The organism is Streptomyces sp. NPDC059455, from assembly GCF_042750115.1.
Lineage (GTDB): Bacteria > Actinomycetota > Actinomycetes > Streptomycetales > Streptomycetaceae > Streptomyces > Streptomyces endocoffeicus.
Genome location: NZ_JBHYVB010000011.1, coordinates 88,154 through 106,195, shown reverse-complemented (window position 1 = coordinate 106,195; position 18,042 = coordinate 88,154). Strand labels below are relative to the sequence as shown.

The following is an 18,042-nucleotide window of genomic DNA, read 5'->3' as shown; positions in this document are numbered from 1 at the left end:
CCCCGGCCCGGGGCCCCGTACGCGACCTGGCCGACGTCCTCCGGGCGCAGCCCGCCGCGGCGGGTGCGCAGAAAACTCCCCAGCTCGGCAGTGTCCATACCCACCAGTGTCCGGCACGGGCACGCGCCGTGCCTGTCCCTGTGAGGGTCAGGCACGGCGCGGCCATGGGGGGATCACTGGTGGGCGATCACCGGATCACCGGTAGGTGATGTCGGAGGTGCTGTACTTGCAGTAGGTGCCGTCGGGGCCGCTGCCGTTCTTGCTCGGCTCGGCGCCGGTGTTGTTCCCGATGTACTTCTGGCACGGGACGATCTTCTTGCTGCTGTCGCCGACGATCGTGATCCCGCGCAGGGTCAGCGAGTCTCCGTAGTTGGTGTTGATCCCGCCGATGACCTTGCCCGGGGCGGTGATCTCGGAGTTGCTCACATTGATGGTGCGCTTGTACTGCGAGGAGCAGTTGCCGCAGGAGCGGACGAAGGTCGAGAAGTCCTGCCCGGCGAAGCCCGAGATGTTGAGCGTGCCGCCGCCGTTGAACTGGAAGATCTTGTCCGCGGCCTTACGGGCGCCGCCACCGATGACATTGAACGTCTTGCCGGTGCCGCGGAAGGTGGCGGCGTCCTCGCCGACGTCCTCCCACCAGACGTTCTGCAGGGTGCAGCTGCCCTCGCAGTGGACGCCGTCGGCGGCCGGGGCGCCGAGGATGACGTTCTTCAGGGTGGCGCCGTCCTTCAGCTCGAACAGCGGGCCCTGGTCCTCGTCCTGGTTGTCACTGCCGAGGTCGCCGGAGCCGTAGTAGCGCTTCATACCGCCGTCGGTGGTCCCGCTGACACTGATGGTCTTGGAGACCGCCTGCGGGGTGCCGCTGGGCGTGGGCCAGGTGGCGGCGGAGGCCGTGGGCAGGGTCAGCCCGGTGGTGATCGCGCCCGCGGTGAGGGCGACGGCGCCCAGGGCCCCGGCCATCGCCCGGTACCTGGTGCGTTGTTCAGCCATGTCGGATCTCCTTCTCAGTGGGGGGTTTCACGGGGTGGTGATGGCCGGCCGCGGCGGGGTCGCCATCTTGTCGCCGATGAAGAAGCTGGGGTGCGGGGGCTGGTTGTAGGCGGTGTTCTGCCAGGCCAGCGCCTCGCGGTACTGCCGGTCGTGGAGCAGCGTGGTGATCTTCCGGTCGGTCTCGTACGGCGTGGAGTAGATCCGCAGCGCCTTGTTGTCGCTGGTCGGCCAGACCACCTCCTCGCGCCAGTCGCCGAGGATGTCGCCGGACAGCGACGGGGTGGCCTTGGTGCCGTTGTTGGAGTGCACCCCGGAGCCGGTGAGCAGCCGGGTGTCACCGGAGGTGCCGTACTTGTCGATATGGGTGCCGTCCAGCAGCTCGCGCACCGGATCGCCGTCCCACCAGGCCAGGAAGTTGGTCGAGGAGGGTTTGCGGCCCTTGGCGCCGCCGCCCTCGTCGCGGATCTGGTCGTCCCGCGCGGACCACATCTCGGCGCCGTCGTTGCCCGCCCAGATGTCACCGGCCACGCCGCGCCCGTTGTCGCCGCCGGACGCGGTGGACCACAGCACCTGGCCGGTGCGGGCGTCGGCGAAGTACGAGCCCGGTTTCGAGGAGTCCTCGTCGACCTTGAAGTACTCCAGGCCCGGCCGCGACGGGTCGAGGTCGCCGAGGTGGGCGGCGTCGCCGTGGCCGTATCTGTTCGTCCACAGCCCCGAGCCGTTGTCGTCCACCGCCATCGAGCCGTAGACGATCTCGTCCCTGCCGTCGCCGTCCACATCGCCGGTGGCCAGTGCGTGGTTCCCCTGGCCGTCGTAACCCTTGCCGGTGTTGGTGGAGCTGTTGGTGTCGAACGTCCACTGGCGGGTGAGCTGGCCTCCGCTGAATCTCCAGGCGGAGATCACGGTGCGGGTGTAGTAGCCGCGCGCCTCGATCAGCGAGGGGGTGGAGCCGTTGAGATACGCCGTCCCGGCCAGGAAGCGGTCCACACGGTTGCCGTAGGAGTCGCCCCAGGAGGAGACGGTGCCGCGCGGCGGGACGTAGTCCACCGTGCTCATCGCGGCGCCCGTACGGCCGTTGAACATCGTCAGATATTCGGGTCCGCTGAGCACATAGCCGCTGGAGTCGCGGTAGTCGGCGGACGCGCTGCCGATCGTCTTACCGGCGCCGTCGACCGTGCCGTCCGCGGTCTTCATCGCGATCTCGGCCTGGCCGTCGCCGTCGTAGTCGTACACCTGGAACTGGGTGTAGTGGGCGCCGGAGCGGATGTTGCGGCCCAGGTCGATCCGCCACAGCCGCTGCCCCTGGAGGGTGTAGCCGTCGACGATGGTGTTGCCGGTGACGCCCGACTGGGAGTTGTCCTTGGCGTTGGTCGGCTGCCACTTCAGGACGAAGTCCAGATCGCCGTCGCCGTCGAGGTCGCCCACCGAGGCGTCATTGGCCTCGTACGTGTAGTCCGAGCCGCCCCCCGGGGGTGAGATCGGCACATCGTAGTACCCCGGGCGGAACTGGATCGCGCTCGGCGAGGCGGGCTGCTCCGCCCCGTCCCGAATAGCCCGCACGGTGTAGTCGGCGCTGTTCGGGGCGTCCTTGTGGAGGTAGTTGGTGGTCGTGATGGGGGAGGAGTTGACCTTGACGCCGCCCCGGTAGAGGTTGAACGTCACACCGTCCGGGTCGGTGGCCAGCCAGCGCCAGCTGACCAGGTTGTCATTGCCGGTGTGCACGCTCACCAGCCCCCGGTCCAGCTTCTCGAGCTGGGCCGCGGCGGCCGCCTTCGGCGCGGGCCCCTTGCCCTCGGCGGCCTCCGAGACGCTCACCAGCGAGGTGACGGTCAGCGCGCCCGCCGCGCAGACGGCGGCCAGCATCCGGCCCCTGCGTGGGGAGGATCTGGGTGGATGAGCGGGGGGCGGAGTGTGCGAACTGTCCCGAGAGCGCACGTCGTCCTCCAAGGCATGGGGGGAAGGTGTGACCCCTAGTCGTCCCCTTGGCCGGAAAGGTTGCCGCCTTCGGGCCGACTTCTCGGGAGCGGGGCGAAACAGACGAAACGGGGACTCGTCGGCCGCTACCGTCGAAGGGTGAAGGCCATTCGTCGATTCAGCGTGCGCCCCGTCCTTCCGGAGCCCCTGCGACCGCTCAACCGGCTGGCGCGCAATCTGCGCTGGTCCTGGCACCCCGAGACCCGCGAGCTCTTCGAGTCCGTGGACCCCGAGGGATGGCGGGAGTCGGGCGGCGACCCGGTGCGACTGCTGGGCGCCGTGCCCCTCTCCCGGCTCGCGGACCTCGCCGAGGACCGCTCCTTCCTGCGCCGTCTCACGGCGGTCGCGGATGATCTGCATGACTATCTGACCGGGCCCCGGTGGTATCAGGGGCGGGTCGCCGCGGAGGACAGAGCCGGGCCGACCCCCGTCGAGTCCGTACCCACCGTGTCCCCAGGCGCGCCCGTGCGGTCGGACGCGCCGGTGCCGTCGGACGCGCCCGTGCCGTCAGGCGCGCCCGTGCGGTCGGACGAGCCGGTGCCGTCGGACGCGCCCGTGCGGTCAGGCGCGCCCGTGCGGTCGGACGAGCCCGTGCCGTCAGACGCGTCCGTACCTTCCGGACCGCCCGTACCCTCCGTCCCGCCCGCCCCCTCAGGACTGCCCGCCGCCATCGCCTACTTCTCGCCGGAGTTCGGGATCACCGCCGCCCTGCCCCAGTACTCCGGCGGCCTTGGCATCCTCGCCGGTGACCACCTCAAGGCCGCCAGCGACCTCGGCGTCCCCCTGATGGGCGTCGGCCTGCTCTACCGCCACGGCTACTTCCGGCAGTCGCTCTCCCGCGACGGCTGGCAGCAGGAGCACTATCCGGTCCTGGACCCCGACGAGCTCCCGCTCACCCAGCTGTGCGAGGCGGACGGCCGGCCCGTCCGGATCCCGCTCACCCTGCCCGGCGGCCGTCCGCTCCATGCCCGCGTCTGGCAGGCCCAGGTGGGCAGGGTGCCGCTGCTGCTGCTCGACTCCGACGTGGAGGAGAACGGCCACGGCGAGCGCGAGGTCACCGACCGGCTCTACGGCGGCGGCAGCGAGCACCGGCTGCTCCAGGAGATGCTGCTGGGCATCGGCGGCGTCCGCGCCCTGCGCGCGTACTGCCGGCTCACCGGCCACCCCGAACCCGAGGTGTTCCACACCAACGAGGGCCACGCCGGATTCCAGGGCCTGGAGCGCATCCGCGAACTGATCGCCGACGGGGCCGACTTCGACGCCGCCCACGAGGCGGTGCGGGCCGGGACCGTCTTCACCACCCACACCCCCGTCCCCGCCGGGATCGACCGCTTCGACCGCGAGCTGGTCGCCCGCCACTTCGGCGACGACGCCGAGCTGCCCGGGATCGAGGTCGAGCGGATCCTCGCGCTCGGCATGGAGACCTATCCCGACGGGGAACCCAACCTCTTCAACATGGCCGTGATGGGGCTGCGGCTGGCCCAGCGCGCCAACGGGGTGTCCACCCTGCACGGCCGCGTCAGCCGGGAGATGTTCGCCGGGCTCTGGCCGGGCTTCGACCCCGAGGAGGTGCCCATCACCTCCGTCACCAACGGGGTGCACGCACCCACCTGGACGGCCCCCGAGGTCACCCGGCTAGGCGCCCGCCAGTTCGGCCACCTCGGCGACTCCGAGCTGTGGGAGCTGCGCCGCACCCTGCGCAAGCGGCTGGTCGCCGAGGTCCGGCAGCGGCTGTACGCCTCCTGGCGGCAGCGCGGCGCGGGCACCGCCGAGCTCGGCTGGATCGACGGGGTGCTCGACCCCGACGTCCTCACCATCGGCTTCGCCCGCCGCGTCCCCTCCTACAAGCGGCTCACCCTGATGCTGCGCGACCAGGACCGGCTGATGGAGCTGCTGCTCCACCCCGAGCGGCCGATCCAGATCGTCGTCGCGGGCAAGGCCCACCCGGCCGATGACGGCGGCAAACGCCTCGTCCAGGAACTCGTCCGCTTCGCCGACGACCCCCGGGTGCGCCACCGCCTGGTCTTCCTGCCCGACTACGGCATGGGCATGGCCCAGAACCTCTACCCCGGCTGCGACGTCTGGCTCAACAACCCGCTGCGCCCGCTGGAGGCATGCGGCACCAGCGGTATGAAGGCGGCCCTGAACGGCTGTCTCAACCTCTCCGTCCTCGACGGCTGGTGGGACGAGTGGTACGAACCGGACTTCGGCTGGGCCATCCCCACCGCCGACGGCGACGCCATCGACGAGACCCGCCGCGACGACCTGGAGGCCGCCGCCCTCTACGACCTGCTGGAACAGCGGGTCGCCCCGCGCTTCTACGACCGCGGCCTGGACGGCCTCCCCAGCCGCTGGATCGCCATGGTCCGGCGCACCCTCACCACCCTCGGCCCCAAGGTGCTCGCGGGCCGCATGGTCCGCGAATACGTCGAGCGCCTCTACGCCCCGGCCGCCCGCTCCCACCGAGCCCTGAACCTCGAGGCGGCCGCCGAACTGGCCGCCTGGAAGGCCCGAATCCGCGCCGCCTGGCCGGACGTCGCCGTCGACCACGTCGAGGCCCACCTCACCCCACCCGCCCCGGGCGGCGCCGCCGAACTCGGCTCGACCCTCTGCCTCCGCGTCCGGGTGCGCCTGGGCGCCCTGGACCCGGCGGACGTCGAAGTCCAGGCCGTGGCGGGCCGGGTGGACGACACCGACCGCATCACCGACGCCACCCACGTCCCCCTCAAACCCACCGCGGGCCCCGACCTCGAAGGCAGCCGCCGCTACGAAGCCCCCCTGGCCCTCAACCGCACCGGCCCCTTCGGCTACACCATCCGCGTCCTCCCCACCCACCCCCTCCTCTCCCACCCCGCCGAACCGGGCCTCATCGCCATCCCCTCGGAGACCACATCCGAAGCGGCGGGAGTCCTGATGCGCTGAGCCCCCGGCGCAAACAGAGCCCCCGGACGGACGGGCAGGGGGCAAAGTCCCACCCCCTGCCCCACGTCTGGGGGTGCACTAAAAATCCCGCCCGCCCCCCCCCCGGGCGCCCGGAATTGCCGACGGTCCCGGAGAGCCGCGCTCTCCGGCTATGCGAATTGAGATCTTGGACGTCGGCAGGACCTCAGCTGACCACCGCACGAGGTGGTCGGGCTGAGCCTGCCGGGCCATCGGTTCGACCACCCCGATCGAAGGGTTGAGAACTGGTGGACTGGGACACCGTCACCCTGCTCGTCCTCGCGGCCTTCGGCCTCGCCGGACTGATACTCACCATGTCAGCGGAGCTCCTGTCCAAGATCCCGGCCGTCATCGAGGCCTGGCGCCGGGTGCGCACGACATGGCGCGGAGGTGACGATGGCTAGGCGGCCAGGTCGGGGCCGAGCGAGGCGGCGGTGGCCGGGGCGAGCCATACGAGCTGTGCGGTGACCCCGTCCCGGGAGAACCACGCCTCCGCGCGCTCGGGCGAGGCCAACACCAACCGCTGCCGGGGGCCGACCACTTCGGTGCGCCCGTCCTCATGGGCCATGCCCCATGCCGCGATCTCCACGTCTGATTCTCCGGTGTCCTCGTACGGGTGGATCCGGGCCACGGCGAAGAGGCGGGGCGCGGTGGCGAGGACGAGGGCGCGGAGTTCTTTGCCGAGGTCGAAGGGGGCGGAGTCGGGTTGGTCGGGGGATACCGTGGCCATGCGTGTCTCCTTGCTGGGAGGTGGAGTTGGGCCGGATGCGGGCCAGGCGGGCGGCAGCTGTGGAACTGCCGTCAGAAGGTGGCCTGGATCACAGCGTAGAGCGAAAGGTTGAATCACTTCTACGGTGCATCGAGAAGTCTCTAACCTTGACCTCGTTCCAGTGACCCTTGCACCACCTGTGCGACCGTGGAGGACCGCATGCCGCCAAGGACAACTCCGACCGCACGTCAGCTACGCCTCGGAGTTGAGCTGCGCAAGCTCCGCGAGCGCGCGGGCCTCAACACCCGGGAGGCCGCCGAGCTGATCGGGGCCAACCAGGCCCGCATCAGCAATATCGAGACTGGACGCTTCGGCCTCAGCGAGCGCAGCATCCGCACCTTGGCCGGGAACTACGCATGCGGCGACGAGGCCCTGATCGCCGCGCTCATCGCTATGACCGGCAAGCGGAAGCGCGGCTGGTGGGAGGAGTACCGGGAGCTGCTGTCTCCCGGACAGCTCGACCTGGCCGAGTTGGAACACCACGCGACGGCACTGTTGCTGGCTACCGTGATCCACATCCCCGGCTTGCTCCAGACCGTCGATCACGCCCGTGCGGTCTTCGCCGAAGGGGTGCCCGCGCTCCCGCCGCCCGATGTAGAAGACCGCGTCTCGCACCGCATCAAGCGACAACGCATCCTCTATGGCGAAAGTCCCACCCCGTGCAAGGCGGTGATCCACGAGGCCGCCCTCCGTATGCCCTTCGGCGGGCCACAAACGTCCCGAGCCCAGCTCAAGCACTTGATTGACATAAGCGAACGGGATCGCATCACAATCCGGGTGGTCCCGTTCCGTAACGGCACGTTTGCCGGGTCCGGCCAGTCGATCAACTACTTCTCCGGCCCCGTACCCCAACTCGACACGATCCTGTTGGAACAGGCGCACGGCTCCCTCCTGCTCGACGCGGAAGCCCAGCTGCAGAAGTATCGGTTGGTGATCGGCAAGATGGAGGCCATCGCTCTGGAGCCGGACGAGTCCCGCGACTTCATCCATGGCCTCATCCAGGAACTGTGACAAGGAGCAGCACATGAACCCGGTGTCATGGCGGCAGTCCTCCTACTGCCAGGAATCAGCCTCGTGCGTGAACGTCGCCGCAGGGGAGCGTGACACGATAATGCTCCGCGAGAGCGAGCACCCTGAGGTCATACTCTCAACCACCCGCACGCGCCTGAGAGCCTTCATACGCGCTGCTAAAGCGGGCCAGTTCGACCATGTCGCCGGACCCTGACGAGGCTGTGCGGCGGGGCGCGTCGCAATGCACCATCGGCTGGCGTACCCCTTAGTGACGACTCCGAGAGGTTCACGATCGATGGCTACAGCGGTACGTCAGGCATTGATCAACGCGCGGCGTTCAGCGGTTCACCTGGAAATGCGTGACATCTACACGCCCGGCGACCCTGACTTCGCCGACTGGCGCGCCGGGTTGCGCTTCGACCCCGCAGAGCGGTGGCGGAGCTGGTTCGACCTCGTGGTGTCGACTGTTTCACGCGGTGTTCGGATGCGGCGTGCCCGGATCATTTCCGAGCCCGTCAGCGAATACATCAAATTCGAGTACGACGTGACCGGGCGCCACAACGTCGCCGCAGGGGAGGAGGTGCGGTGGCTGCCCAGAAGGCGGGCGGCCGACCTGGCCCTTCCGGGGGCGGACTTCTGGCTGATCGACGAACAGGTTGTGATCTTCAACCACTTCGACGGCGATGGGAATTGGAACCCGGCCACGGACATGGAGGTTCGGTACGAGCCCGGCACGGCTAGGCTGGCCGCTTCCGCGTTCGAATCCGTTTGGGAGCGTGCCTTGCCACACTCGCAGTACTGGCCAGGGTGAACCGTCTCGTGGTGGCAGCGCAGTGCCGATTTCCCGTTCCGGAAACGTGGATCTCTTGCGCAATGGCTTCGATGCCCGCGAGTATCAACGCGGAAGTACAGGACCGGGAGGGGACTGATGAAGGTATCGATGCTCGTCAGTACGTGCGACATCAAGGACTGCCCGACCATCTACGCCACGGACCGGGATACTCTGCTGGTTCAGGGTGAAGTACCCACCGACCATGGGCTGGAGATTCCGGCGAACGAAGGCATCGTGGAGATTCCGATGCAACTCCTCTTCGATCTCATCAGGAAGGCGCTTCGTGACAAGCTCGTCTAAGAACCTCGGCGAGCTGTTCGACAGCTTCGAACGCGAGGCGTTCCGACTTGAGACGCTGGACGACTACAGCGGTTCGGGTAGTACCGAAGCGTACCGCAGGTTCCTCGCAGGAGAGCCGCGCCCGGAGAGCTACAACGACGAATGGGTGGCCGAACTCCGGTCCCATACGAGCAAGGGGAAACGCATCTACCGCGTGCACATCCTTTCGCGTCCCCTCACGCCGTACCTTCGGTTTGAACTCGGCTGGGGGTATCGAAAGAATCAGGCCGGCGGTGAAGAGTTTTTCATTCTCGACACCACGGACAAAGCCAACCCCCTCGATGGCGTAGGGGACTTTTGGCTGTTCGACAGCGGAACGCCCGTCGCCATGTATTACGACGACGCAGGAGTGGTCACCGGGCGTGAAACCTTGCCCGAGACCCGTTCCTCTGAATTCGTCGCGTACCGCGACGCGGCACTGGCCCACGCGGAGCCCTTCTCTGAATGGTGGGCGAAACACGGGGAGTGAACAGAGGGGAGCTCGGAGCAGCGCTGCGGGCGCTTCGGTTGGCATCCGGTAAGGAAGCCAAGACCGTCGCCCGCAGTGCTGTCATGTCTACCAGCAAGCTGAGCAAGATTGAGACGGGCAAGGTCGCGCCGTCCGTTGTGGACGTAGAGAGCATCCTGGTAGCGCTTGGCGTCTCCGAAGAAGTCAAGGTCAAATACCTTGAAGTGGTGCGAGCGGAGACAACCGAAACCACGGCGTGGCGGCTCGTACGCAGGTTGGGAGTACACAAAGCGCAGCAGCAGACCAGGGCGCTGGAATCTCGGATGAAACTGCTGCAACTTTTTCAACCTGCCCTTGTGCCGGGCTTGCTGCAGACCCCCGAGTACATTCGAGCTGTCCTCGCTCGCCATGACCTGAGCGAAGACACTTTGACGCGTACCATCACTGCTCGTCTTGAGCGGCAACAGGTTTTGCATGACGAGGCCAAGAGTCTCCGGTTTGTCATCACCGAGAACGTACTGCGGTGGCGCATTGTGTCGCCCTCGAGGATGGCAGAACAGCTGGATAGACTTATCTCGGTTTCACGGTTGCCTAATATAGACCTCCGTGTGGTCCCATTTTCGATGGCGCAGCGTGATATAGCGAACCATGCGTTCGTCATTCGCGACAAGCGGACCGTGACTGTTGAAGCCATCCATGCCGAATTGGTGGTCACGGATCCGAGAGACGTTTCGCAGTACGTTGATAAGTTCGAACGCTTTGCATCCGCTGCTCTTTGTGGTGACAGCATGCGAAGAATGCTCGAGGGCTTGAGGAACGATTTCTTGCGTGAACAGGAAATCGGCTAGGTGTAGTTCCGGGCTGCCCATAGGTTGAACCGAGCCGCCATATGCGGGGAGTGCAACCTATGAAGATCACTGAAGAACATATCGACGCCATGCGTTCCGAGCGTCACCGGGCGGCCAGAGCCGAGGCGAGAGCGGTCGCTGAACTGCTCCGAGAGGCACTTGGCCGTCTCGGCTTCACGGCGGACGTGGCCATGCCCCATGGAGAAGTGGACGAGGCTCTGTCCTGGCCGGTCCTGCGGGGAGAGGCGACGGTCTCGGGACATCCCATGGTCGCCCTCGGCCGTATCCCGCTCGACAGTGCGAACCGTCTCGCGGAAATCCTCATGCGCGCCGCGCTGGAGGAACAGACCAAGAAGGCCACCAATCGGTGAGCCGTCTCTGAGACCCCCGTCCCGGCTGGACCGGAGCCCTGGCAGGTCGAGCCCAGCGCGGAACGGGTGCATGTGCACGACGGCGCGAGGAGAGCCCCCGCGTCGACAGCACCGAAGGGAATCATCTCGATGCGCTTACGCGGATTCAAGGCCGTCGTCCGGCAAGACCCGGAGGACGACGGGCCGACAGAGGGTGGGCAGCAGGGCGGATGTGGCGACGGTGATGGCTGCGGGCGGCAGTAGGTACGTGCTGTAGACGGGCGACCCCCACTCGGCGTGGGGGTCGCTCTCACTGAGAGAGCGAGCACATGCACCACCACGGCTACACCTGGCTCGGGTCCGCGCACGATTTGCTCAAAGACGGCCCCCGGCGCCCCCTGCACCCGGAGTTCACATCCAACAAGGTCGTCCCCCTGGAATGTGCACACTGGCTGCTCAAGCCGGCCCCCTTTATCCAGGGGACATGGAGCGACTCCGAGCAAGCAGCCGCATGGTTCGGTCGGCAAGTGCGGGCTTCGGCGGCGGCGTTCGCGGCGGAGCGCGATCGGGACGTCCCCCGGCTCGCAGATGCGGTCGCCCGTGCGGTCGAAAGGGTGGCGAGCGGTGAGGACGTGGTCGGCGGCTGGTACCTCACAGGACAGAGATTCCTGTCCGTGTGCCTGATCGCGTGCAGTCCACACCGTCTGCGCCCGGAGATTCCCTGTCCTGCCGGTGCTGCCGCCTGAGTCCAGACCATCATCCGAGTTGTCCGGTTGTGCGCTGTCCATCGTCCAACGTGCCTTATAGGCTTGCGCGTTGGCCGTTCGCCTATTTCAGGAGGTGCCGTGCGAGAGCAGAAGATGTATTGCTACACCTGTGGAACAGACGAGATGCACCGTCGTCTTACTGCCGACGAGAAGGCTTGGGTGAAGAACACCACGCGCCGGAAGAGCGTCGAGGACGTCTTCATGTGCACGGCGCCGAACTGCCGCAATCTACGGACTGGATTCCAGAAGCGCCCCTTCGACCCCGTTCTCCGACTGCCCTTGCCCGACTGAGCTGCCGCACGGGGCCGCCGGTCCGCTCAGGCCACGGTTGACCTTGTCGCGGCGGCAGGGTTTCTACTGGCGTTATGCGCATCGGAGAGGGCGGCGAGGCCGTCAAGGGACTGCGGGCCGCGCGGGTGGCGGTGTGGGTGGTGCTGCCCGCCGAGGTGGGCGTCGCGGTGTGTGTGGTGGCGGGCGTGCGGATGCCCGGAGCGATTCTCTTGGGGGCCGAGGCGCTGGTGGCGACCGTGCTCGTGCTGGAGGCCGTCGTTCTGTGGCGGCTGTATGCCGTGCGGCGACGGGCCGGGGCCGAGCGGCGGGATGCCGTGCGAGGCGCGCTGCGTACGCTGGTGCCGGTAGTGGTGCGCCGACTCGTCGCGCATGAGCTCCGGGCCCTGCACAGCCTCGGGCTGTGGGTGCTGCGCCGTCGGCACCAGGTTCCCGACGGGGCGCTGGCCGCCGCGTACACCGGACCTCAGACGGCCATGATGTACGGGCTGCTCTTCGTCTCCGTGGTCGAAACGGTGGGGCTGGCGCTGGTGATCCCCTGGCCGGTCGTGCACGCGATCCTGCTCGTCGTCGATGTGTACGGGGTGGTGCTGATCCTCGCGCTGCACGCGTCCTGCGTGGTCCGGCCGCACGTCGTGGGATCCGACGGTTCGTTGCGCATCCGCTACGGCGCACTGTTCGACCTGCGGGTTCCGGCCGCCACCATCGCCGCCGCCCGGGTTGAGCGGCGCTATCCCGACGGACGGCTGGTGCGGGTGAGCGCGGACGGGGTGCTCGATCTCGCGGTGGGCAGCCAGACCACGGTGACGGTGGAGCTGACGGAACCGGTGGAGTTCGTGCGACCGCTCGGCGGGTCGGGCTTCGCCCGTACGCTCCGGTTTCACGCGGACGACCCGCGTGAGACGGTCGTCGCCCTCACGCGGGTTGGAACCTCCGCCCCGGGCCACGGCGCCGGTGGTTGAACGCGGGACGAACATTGCATGAGAGGTGGGCCACATCGGCCATATGAGCGTTCTTGGAGCGTACATTCGCCCCCCTGAAGCCATTGCATGCACGGGGGGCAATCGTGAAGTGGCTGGAGCAGTTGACCGCGCCCGAAAATCTGTTGGCGCTGCTCGGCGTCGTCGTGACGGTCGGTGGGCTGTCGTATGAGCGGCTGATTCCCGGGCGGAAGCGTATCGGTTATCGCGTGCAGATGGACACGTTGATAGACGACAGCACCCAGGACGGGCCGATTCATCAGCGGTTGCGGATGCTGGAGAATACTCCGGATCTGGCCGGGGCCTCGCTCGTCCTGTTGCGGATTGAGAATGACGGGTTTCGGAGCATTGACGCCGATGACTACATCACGGCGCCGGCGACGAACCATCGCGGGCTCACCGCGACCTTTCCCAATCGCACCGTAAGGGATGTGGCGGTCACCGAGCCCAGCCATCCGGATCTGCTGCGGCATCTGCCGCAGCGCGGGACTCCGGCGAATCCCGGGCTGGTCTGTGCGGGCAATGAGATCTCGCTGCCCCGGGTGCCGCTGAACAAGGGGGATCACTTCAAGCTGCTGGTGCTGCTGACGGGTGCCGGGACCGATAAGCCGCCGCATGTGGGCGGTCGGATCAAAGAGGGCAGGATCCGGAACAATGAGAAGTTCCGGCGGCCCAGCAATCGGATGCTCGGGCTGATCGGCAGTCTGCTGGCCATGCTGATGCTCCAGTCGTTCGGTATGCAGCTGTGGCGGGACGATCCGCTGCCGCGCGGCTGTGCCGAGGGGAATCTGACGATCGTCGGTTCGACCGCGTTCAAGCCGGTGGCGCAGGACGCGGGCGAGGCGTATCAGGGCGACTGCCGGGATGCCCATGTCACCGTGGAGGCGCAGGGCAGTGGGCGCGGTACGAAGACGCTGATCGACGTCGGGGAGGCGGCGAAGGGCGGGTTCCCTTCGTATCTGGCCTTCTCCGACGGCCCGGACGGGGACGGGAACCCCCGGCTCAAACAGCATCTGGTGGCGCTGTCCGTCTTCAGCGTGGTGGTGAACAAGGACGTACGGATATCCGATCTCTCGCTCGACCATCTCCGCAGGCTCTATTCGGGCCGGATCACCAACTGGAACCAGCTGCCCGGCGGGCCCGATCTGCCGGTGCGGCTGGTGAGCCGGGACGCGAAATCCGGGACGCGCGGGGTGTTCGAGGGCCGGGTGCTGGGGCGTAACGAGATCTCGCGGACGTCCGACAACTGCAAGACCCCGAAATTCACCGGGGACGCCGTCGTCCGCTGTGAACTCGACAGCACCGGCGAGGTGTTGAAGACGGTGGCGAGCACCCCCGGAGCGATCGGCTACGCCGAATTGCATTCCGCCGAGGAGAGCGCCCAGAAGGGGGCTCTCCATCTGGTGTCCCTCGACAACCGCAAGCCGTCCATCGACGCGGTGCGGGAGCGGACCTACCCCTTCTGGGAGCCGGAGTACGCGTACACCTACACCGCGCCGCCCGCGAACTCCCTGACCTCGAAGTTCCTCGACTATCTGGCCGGGGACACCGGGCGGAACCTCATCGAGAAGCATGGCCATCTGCCCTGCGCCGCCGCGGAGAATCAGCGGGCGTGCCAGCTGGCGGCCGGCGGGCGGTAGGAGACAGAGGTGGGACCGGTCGGCCGGGGGTGGGTGGTACCGAAGCCCGGCCGACCGGCGGGGGTCACTTCACGTTGACGCCGCCCCAGGCGTTGTCGACCGCCTTGTACTCGGCGCTGCTCGCGCCGTACAGCGCCTTCGCGGCCTTGAGGGTCGCGGTGCGGGCCTTGGCGTAGTTGGTGGTCGAGGTCATGTACGTGGTCAGGGCCTTGTACCAGATCTTCTCGGCCTTGGCGCGGCCGATGCCCTTGACGGTGCGGCCGTCCTTGGTCGGGCTGTTGTAGGTCACCCCGCCGATGACCTTGCGTCCGCTGCCCTCGGACAGCAGATAGAAGAAGTGGTTGGCGATACCGGAGGTGAAGTGCGGGTCGTCGTTGCCCACACCGCTCTTCCAGTAGTCGTAGGACAGGCCGTCCTTGCTGGGCTTGTCCATGTAGCGCAGCGGGGTGCCGTCGCCGTTGATGTCGATCTTCTCGCCGATGAGGTAGTCACCGGGGTCCTTGGCGTTCTTGGCGTACCACTCCACGGCGGTGCCGAAGATGTCGGAGGTCGCCTCGTTGAGCCCGCCGGACTCGCCGCTGTACTCCAGGTTGGCGGTGGCCGAGGTGAGCCCGTGGCTCATCTCGTGGCCCGCCACGTCGAGCGAGGTGAGGGGCTTCTTGTTGCCCGCGCCGTCGCCGTAGGTCATGCAGAAGCAGCCGTCGTCCCAGAAGGCGTTCTCGTACGCGTCGCCGAAGTGGACGCGGGAGTACGCGGCCTTGCCGTTGCCCTTGATGCCGTTCCGGCCGAGGACCTTCTTGTAGTAGTCCCAGGTCATCGCGGCGCCGTAGTGGGCGTCCACGGCGGCGGTCTGCGCGATGGTGGGCTTGCCGTTGCCCCAGACGTTGTTGGCGTCGTAGAAGGCCGACCCCTTCTTGGTGTCGTCCCACGAGTGCTTGAGGTTGTACGTCTGGTGGCCGCCGCGCGCGGTGTCCTTGAGCAGCCACTGGCTGCCGCTCTTGACCGAGCCGACGGTGACCTTGCCGTTGTGCTGGCCGGTTCCGGTGCCGTTCTCGAGGGCCTGGAACTCGTACAGCTTCTTGCCGGAGTCGGCGTCGGTGATGACGTGCAGCTTGCTGGGCGTACCGTCCTTCTGCACCCCGCTGACGACCGTCTCGTACGCGAGGGTGGGCTTGCCGGTGGCGGCCCAGATCACCTTGCGCGCGTTGTCGGCGGCTGCCTTCTTGTCGCCCGCGGCCCGCGCGGCGCCGAGGGCGGAGCGCTCGGCGCCGGAGGGGGCGATGGCGGCGCTGGTGTCGCCGACCTCGATGTCGGCGTCGGTCGCCTTGTCGACACCCCGGGAGGCGCCGCTCGCGGACTCATGGACGATCAGATCGCCCCCGAGGACCGGCAGTCCGGCGTAGGTGCGCTCGTAGCGGGTGTGGGTGGTGCCGTCGGCGTCCTTGACGACGTCCCTGACGACCAGCTTCTCCTTGGCCCCGAGCCCCAGGGACCTCGCGGTGGAGACGGTGGTGGAGCCCGCCTCCCGCAGCAGCTCGGCGCGGACCGAGGGGGAGAGCGAGACGGTGGCGGCACCCGAGCGGGTGGCCGAAGGAGCCGAAGGAGCGGCCGCGTTCGCGGATCCGGCGGTGGCGCCGGCGGCGAGCAGGGAGGCGGCCAGGGTCGCCGCTCCGGCGGCGAGGGCGGTACGCGAGCGTCTGAGACGGGATATGCCGGATATGGCTGACGTCGAACGTGAATCCACGCGTATCTCCAGTTGTGATGGGGAGTTGGGCGAAGCTTCCGCCCAACGCGACAAAGGTGTCGCTTTGCCGTGGATGAAACATACCGGTGCCCGGGGCCTCAGGCCCCGGGCACCGGCGGTGTGTCCTGCGGTAACTCAGGTGGTTTTACTTGACGTTGACCCCGGCCCAGGCGGCGTCCACGCCCTTGGCCTCGGCGCTGTCGGCGCCGAAGAGGTCCGTGGCGGCCTTCTGCGTGGCCTCACGGGCGGCGTGGTAGTCGGTGGTGGAGGTCATGTACGTGGTCAGGGCCTTGTACCAGATCTTCTCGGCCTTGTCCCGCCCGATGCCCTCGACCTTGGAGCCGTCGGAGGTGGGGCTGTCGTACTTCACACCGTTGATCTCCTTCGCGCCGCTGCCCTCGGACAGCAGGTAGAAGAAGTGGTTGGCGACACCGGAGGAGTAGTGCACGTCCTGGTTGCCCACATCGTCGGACCAGTTGTCCGCGGACTGGCCGTCCTTGCTGGGCTTGTCCATGTAGCGCAGCGGGGTGCCGTCGCCGTTGATGTCGATCGCCTCGCCGATGAGGTAGTCACCGACGTCCTTGGTGTTCTTGGCGTTGAACTCCACCGAGGTGCCGAAGATGTCGGAGGTGGCCTCGTTGAGGCCGCCCGACTCACCGGTGTACTCCAGGCCCGCGGTCTTGGAGGTGACGCCGTGGCTCATCTCGTGGCCCGCCACGTCGAGCGCGGTCAGCGGGGCCTTGTTGCCCTGGCCGTCGCCGTAGGTCATGCAGAAGCAGCTGTCGTCCCAGAAGGCGTTGACGTAGCTGTCGCCGTAGTGCACGCGGGAGTAGGCGCCCTTGCCGTCGCCCCCGATGCCGTCGCGGTTGTGCACGTTCTTGTAGTAGTCCCAGGTGGCGGCGGCGCCGTAGTGGGCGTCGACGGCGGCGGTCTGGGGGTCGTCCGGCTTGCCGGTGCCCCAGTTGTCGTCGTCGTCGGTGAACGCCTTGCCCTCGCCGTCCTCCTTGTTCTCCAGGTTGGTGGTCTTGTGGCCGCCGCGGTCGGCGTCGGTCAGGGTGTAACCGCTGCCTTCCTTGCTGGTGCCGAGCTCGACCGAGCCGCTGTACTCGCTCTCGCCCTTGCCGGTCTCGATGCCCTGGTACTCGTAGAGCTTCTTGCCGGTGGCGGCGTCGGTGATGACGTGCAGCTGGTTCGGGGTGCCGTCCTTCTGTACCCCGCCGACGACGGTCTCGAAGGCGAGCACGGGCTTGCCGCTGGAGGCCCAGATCACCTTGCGCGGGGCCTGATCGGCCGCCGCCTTGGCGGTGTCGTCGGCCTTGGCCAGCTTGACGGCCGACTTGGCCGCGGCGCTCGGGGCGATCCCGGCCGTGGTGGAGGCGACCTTGACGGTGGCCTTGGTGGCCTTGGTGACGCTCTTCATGTCACCGCCCTTGGCACGGTGGACGATCAGGTCGCCGCCGAGGACGGGCAGTCCGTCGTAGGTGCGGTCGTAGCGGGTGTGGGTGGTGCCGTCGGCGTCCTTGATGACGTCCTTGACGACCAGCTTCTCCTTGGCGCCGAGACCGAGCGACGAGGCGGTGTCCGCCTTGGTCGCGTTGGCGTCGCGGAGCAGCTCGGCGCGGGCCGAGGCGGTGAGCGCCGCGGGCTGGGCGCCGGACTTGGCGTCGGCCGGGGCGGCACCCGCGGTGCCGGCGCTCAGTCCGGAGGCGAGCAGGGCGGCCGCGGCGACCGCGGTACCGGCGGCCATGGCGGAACGCCGCTTACCGGCACTGGATATGGGCATGCTGAAGGTCTTGCGCACGCGATCTCCTCGTTGCTGTGGGGGGTCAGCGCCGGGCTGCGGGGAAGTGCGGCCCGGTGCTGAACAAGAGGTACTGATGCGTAATGCGTTGGGCAGACTGTCACACAAGTCCGGGACATGTCACGGGTTTCACGACAGGTCGAAGGGAAAATGTTCGTTGAATGCTGATCAACCTTCGGATTCCGGACAAGCGAATGTAAGAGTCATGGACTGAAAATGGACCAAAAGAGGCGGGGGCCGCGGGGGGGGGGGGGGGGCCGGGGGGGGGCGGGCGGAGGGGCGCGCCGCCGCGGCGCGAGAGAGGCGGAAACAACCCAACCA

Annotated in this window: 17 protein-coding genes; 12 read left to right on the top strand and 5 right to left on the bottom strand. The window is 67.9% G+C overall.

The window, feature by feature from the left end; translation table 11 throughout:
- Window positions 1-195: 195 nt before the first annotated feature.
- Both ACFXB5_RS06045 and ACFXB5_RS06040 read right to left on the bottom strand, forming a co-directional pair.
- A complete protein-coding gene (locus ACFXB5_RS06045; RefSeq protein ID WP_385202935.1) occupies window positions 196-990 on the bottom strand; it encodes a pectate lyase in 795 nt (264 codons plus the stop codon).
- A gap of 27 nt (window positions 991-1,017) precedes the next feature.
- On the bottom strand, window positions 1,018-2,853 hold the full coding sequence (locus ACFXB5_RS06040) for a rhamnogalacturonan lyase (RefSeq protein WP_385202932.1): 1,836 nt from the start codon (window positions 2,851-2,853) through the stop codon (window positions 1,018-1,020).
- Window positions 2,854-3,072: 219 nt separating this feature from the next.
- Here ACFXB5_RS06040 and glgP point away from each other — a divergent pair, with 219 nt between their 5' ends.
- Both glgP and ACFXB5_RS06030 read left to right on the top strand, forming a co-directional pair.
- Entirely contained in the window at window positions 3,073-5,886 is a 2,814-nt protein-coding gene (glgP, locus tag ACFXB5_RS06035) for an alpha-glucan family phosphorylase (RefSeq protein WP_385202954.1), read from the top strand.
- Between the two features lie 266 nt (window positions 5,887-6,152).
- Window positions 6,153-6,308, top strand: coding sequence for a hypothetical protein (locus tag ACFXB5_RS06030; RefSeq protein ID WP_201851124.1), 156 nt, complete (start codon window positions 6,153-6,155; stop codon window positions 6,306-6,308).
- Here ACFXB5_RS06030 and ACFXB5_RS06025 read toward each other — a convergent pair.
- Entirely contained in the window at window positions 6,305-6,634 is a 330-nt protein-coding gene (locus tag ACFXB5_RS06025) for a hypothetical protein (protein ID WP_385202928.1), read from the bottom strand. The two genes, ACFXB5_RS06030 and ACFXB5_RS06025, sit on opposite strands and share 4 nt — an antisense overlap.
- A 198-nt stretch (window positions 6,635-6,832) precedes the next feature.
- On the opposite strand from ACFXB5_RS06025, the gene ACFXB5_RS06020 reads away from it, so the two are divergent.
- From ACFXB5_RS06020 to ACFXB5_RS05975, 10 genes are all read left to right on the top strand, one after another.
- Window positions 6,833-7,684 (top strand): helix-turn-helix domain-containing protein, encoded by an 852-nt coding sequence (locus ACFXB5_RS06020; protein WP_385202951.1) that lies wholly within the window; start codon window positions 6,833-6,835, stop codon window positions 7,682-7,684.
- On the top strand, window positions 7,662-7,898 hold the full coding sequence (locus ACFXB5_RS06015) for a DUF397 domain-containing protein (protein ID WP_385202925.1): 237 nt from the start codon (window positions 7,662-7,664) through the stop codon (window positions 7,896-7,898). The genes ACFXB5_RS06020 and ACFXB5_RS06015 overlap by 23 nt, the downstream gene beginning before the upstream one ends.
- An 81-nt stretch (window positions 7,899-7,979) precedes the next feature.
- Window positions 7,980-8,495 (top strand): DUF6879 family protein, encoded by a 516-nt coding sequence (locus ACFXB5_RS06010; protein WP_385202922.1) that lies wholly within the window; start codon window positions 7,980-7,982, stop codon window positions 8,493-8,495.
- A gap of 117 nt (window positions 8,496-8,612) precedes the next feature.
- A complete protein-coding gene (locus ACFXB5_RS06005; protein ID WP_037964362.1) occupies window positions 8,613-8,816 on the top strand; it encodes a hypothetical protein in 204 nt (67 codons plus the stop codon).
- A complete protein-coding gene (locus ACFXB5_RS06000) occupies window positions 8,800-9,324 on the top strand; it encodes a DUF6879 family protein (RefSeq protein ID WP_385202919.1) in 525 nt (174 codons plus the stop codon). The genes ACFXB5_RS06005 and ACFXB5_RS06000 overlap by 17 nt, the downstream gene beginning before the upstream one ends.
- Window positions 9,321-10,151, top strand: coding sequence for a helix-turn-helix domain-containing protein (locus tag ACFXB5_RS05995; RefSeq protein ID WP_385202916.1), 831 nt, complete (start codon window positions 9,321-9,323; stop codon window positions 10,149-10,151). The genes ACFXB5_RS06000 and ACFXB5_RS05995 overlap by 4 nt, the downstream gene beginning before the upstream one ends.
- Window positions 10,152-10,210: 59 nt before the next feature.
- Entirely contained in the window at window positions 10,211-10,522 is a 312-nt protein-coding gene (locus tag ACFXB5_RS05990) for a hypothetical protein (protein ID WP_385202914.1), read from the top strand.
- A gap of 905 nt (window positions 10,523-11,427) precedes the next feature.
- Window positions 11,428-11,559, top strand: coding sequence for a hypothetical protein (locus tag ACFXB5_RS05985; RefSeq protein WP_385202911.1), 132 nt, complete (start codon window positions 11,428-11,430; stop codon window positions 11,557-11,559).
- Window positions 11,560-11,633: 74 nt separating this feature from the next.
- Entirely contained in the window at window positions 11,634-12,518 is an 885-nt protein-coding gene (locus tag ACFXB5_RS05980; protein WP_385202908.1) for a hypothetical protein, read from the top strand.
- Window positions 12,519-12,622: 104 nt separating this feature from the next.
- Window positions 12,623-14,176, top strand: coding sequence for a phosphate ABC transporter substrate-binding protein (locus ACFXB5_RS05975; protein ID WP_385202905.1), 1,554 nt, complete (start codon window positions 12,623-12,625; stop codon window positions 14,174-14,176).
- Between the two features lie 64 nt (window positions 14,177-14,240).
- Here the strand turns inward: ACFXB5_RS05975 and ACFXB5_RS05970 are convergent, their stop codons facing one another.
- Together ACFXB5_RS05970 and ACFXB5_RS05965 are read right to left on the bottom strand one after the other, a co-directional pair.
- Window positions 14,241-15,920, bottom strand: a complete 1,680-nt coding sequence (locus ACFXB5_RS05970) for a M4 family metallopeptidase (protein WP_385202902.1) — start codon at window positions 15,918-15,920, stop codon at window positions 14,241-14,243.
- Window positions 15,921-16,065: 145 nt separating this feature from the next.
- Window positions 16,066-17,721 carry a M4 family metallopeptidase gene (locus tag ACFXB5_RS05965; protein ID WP_385202899.1) on the bottom strand — a complete coding sequence of 552 codons (1,656 nt, stop codon included), beginning with the start codon at window positions 17,719-17,721 and terminating at the stop codon, window positions 16,066-16,068.
- Window positions 17,722-18,042: the final 321 nt, after the last annotated feature.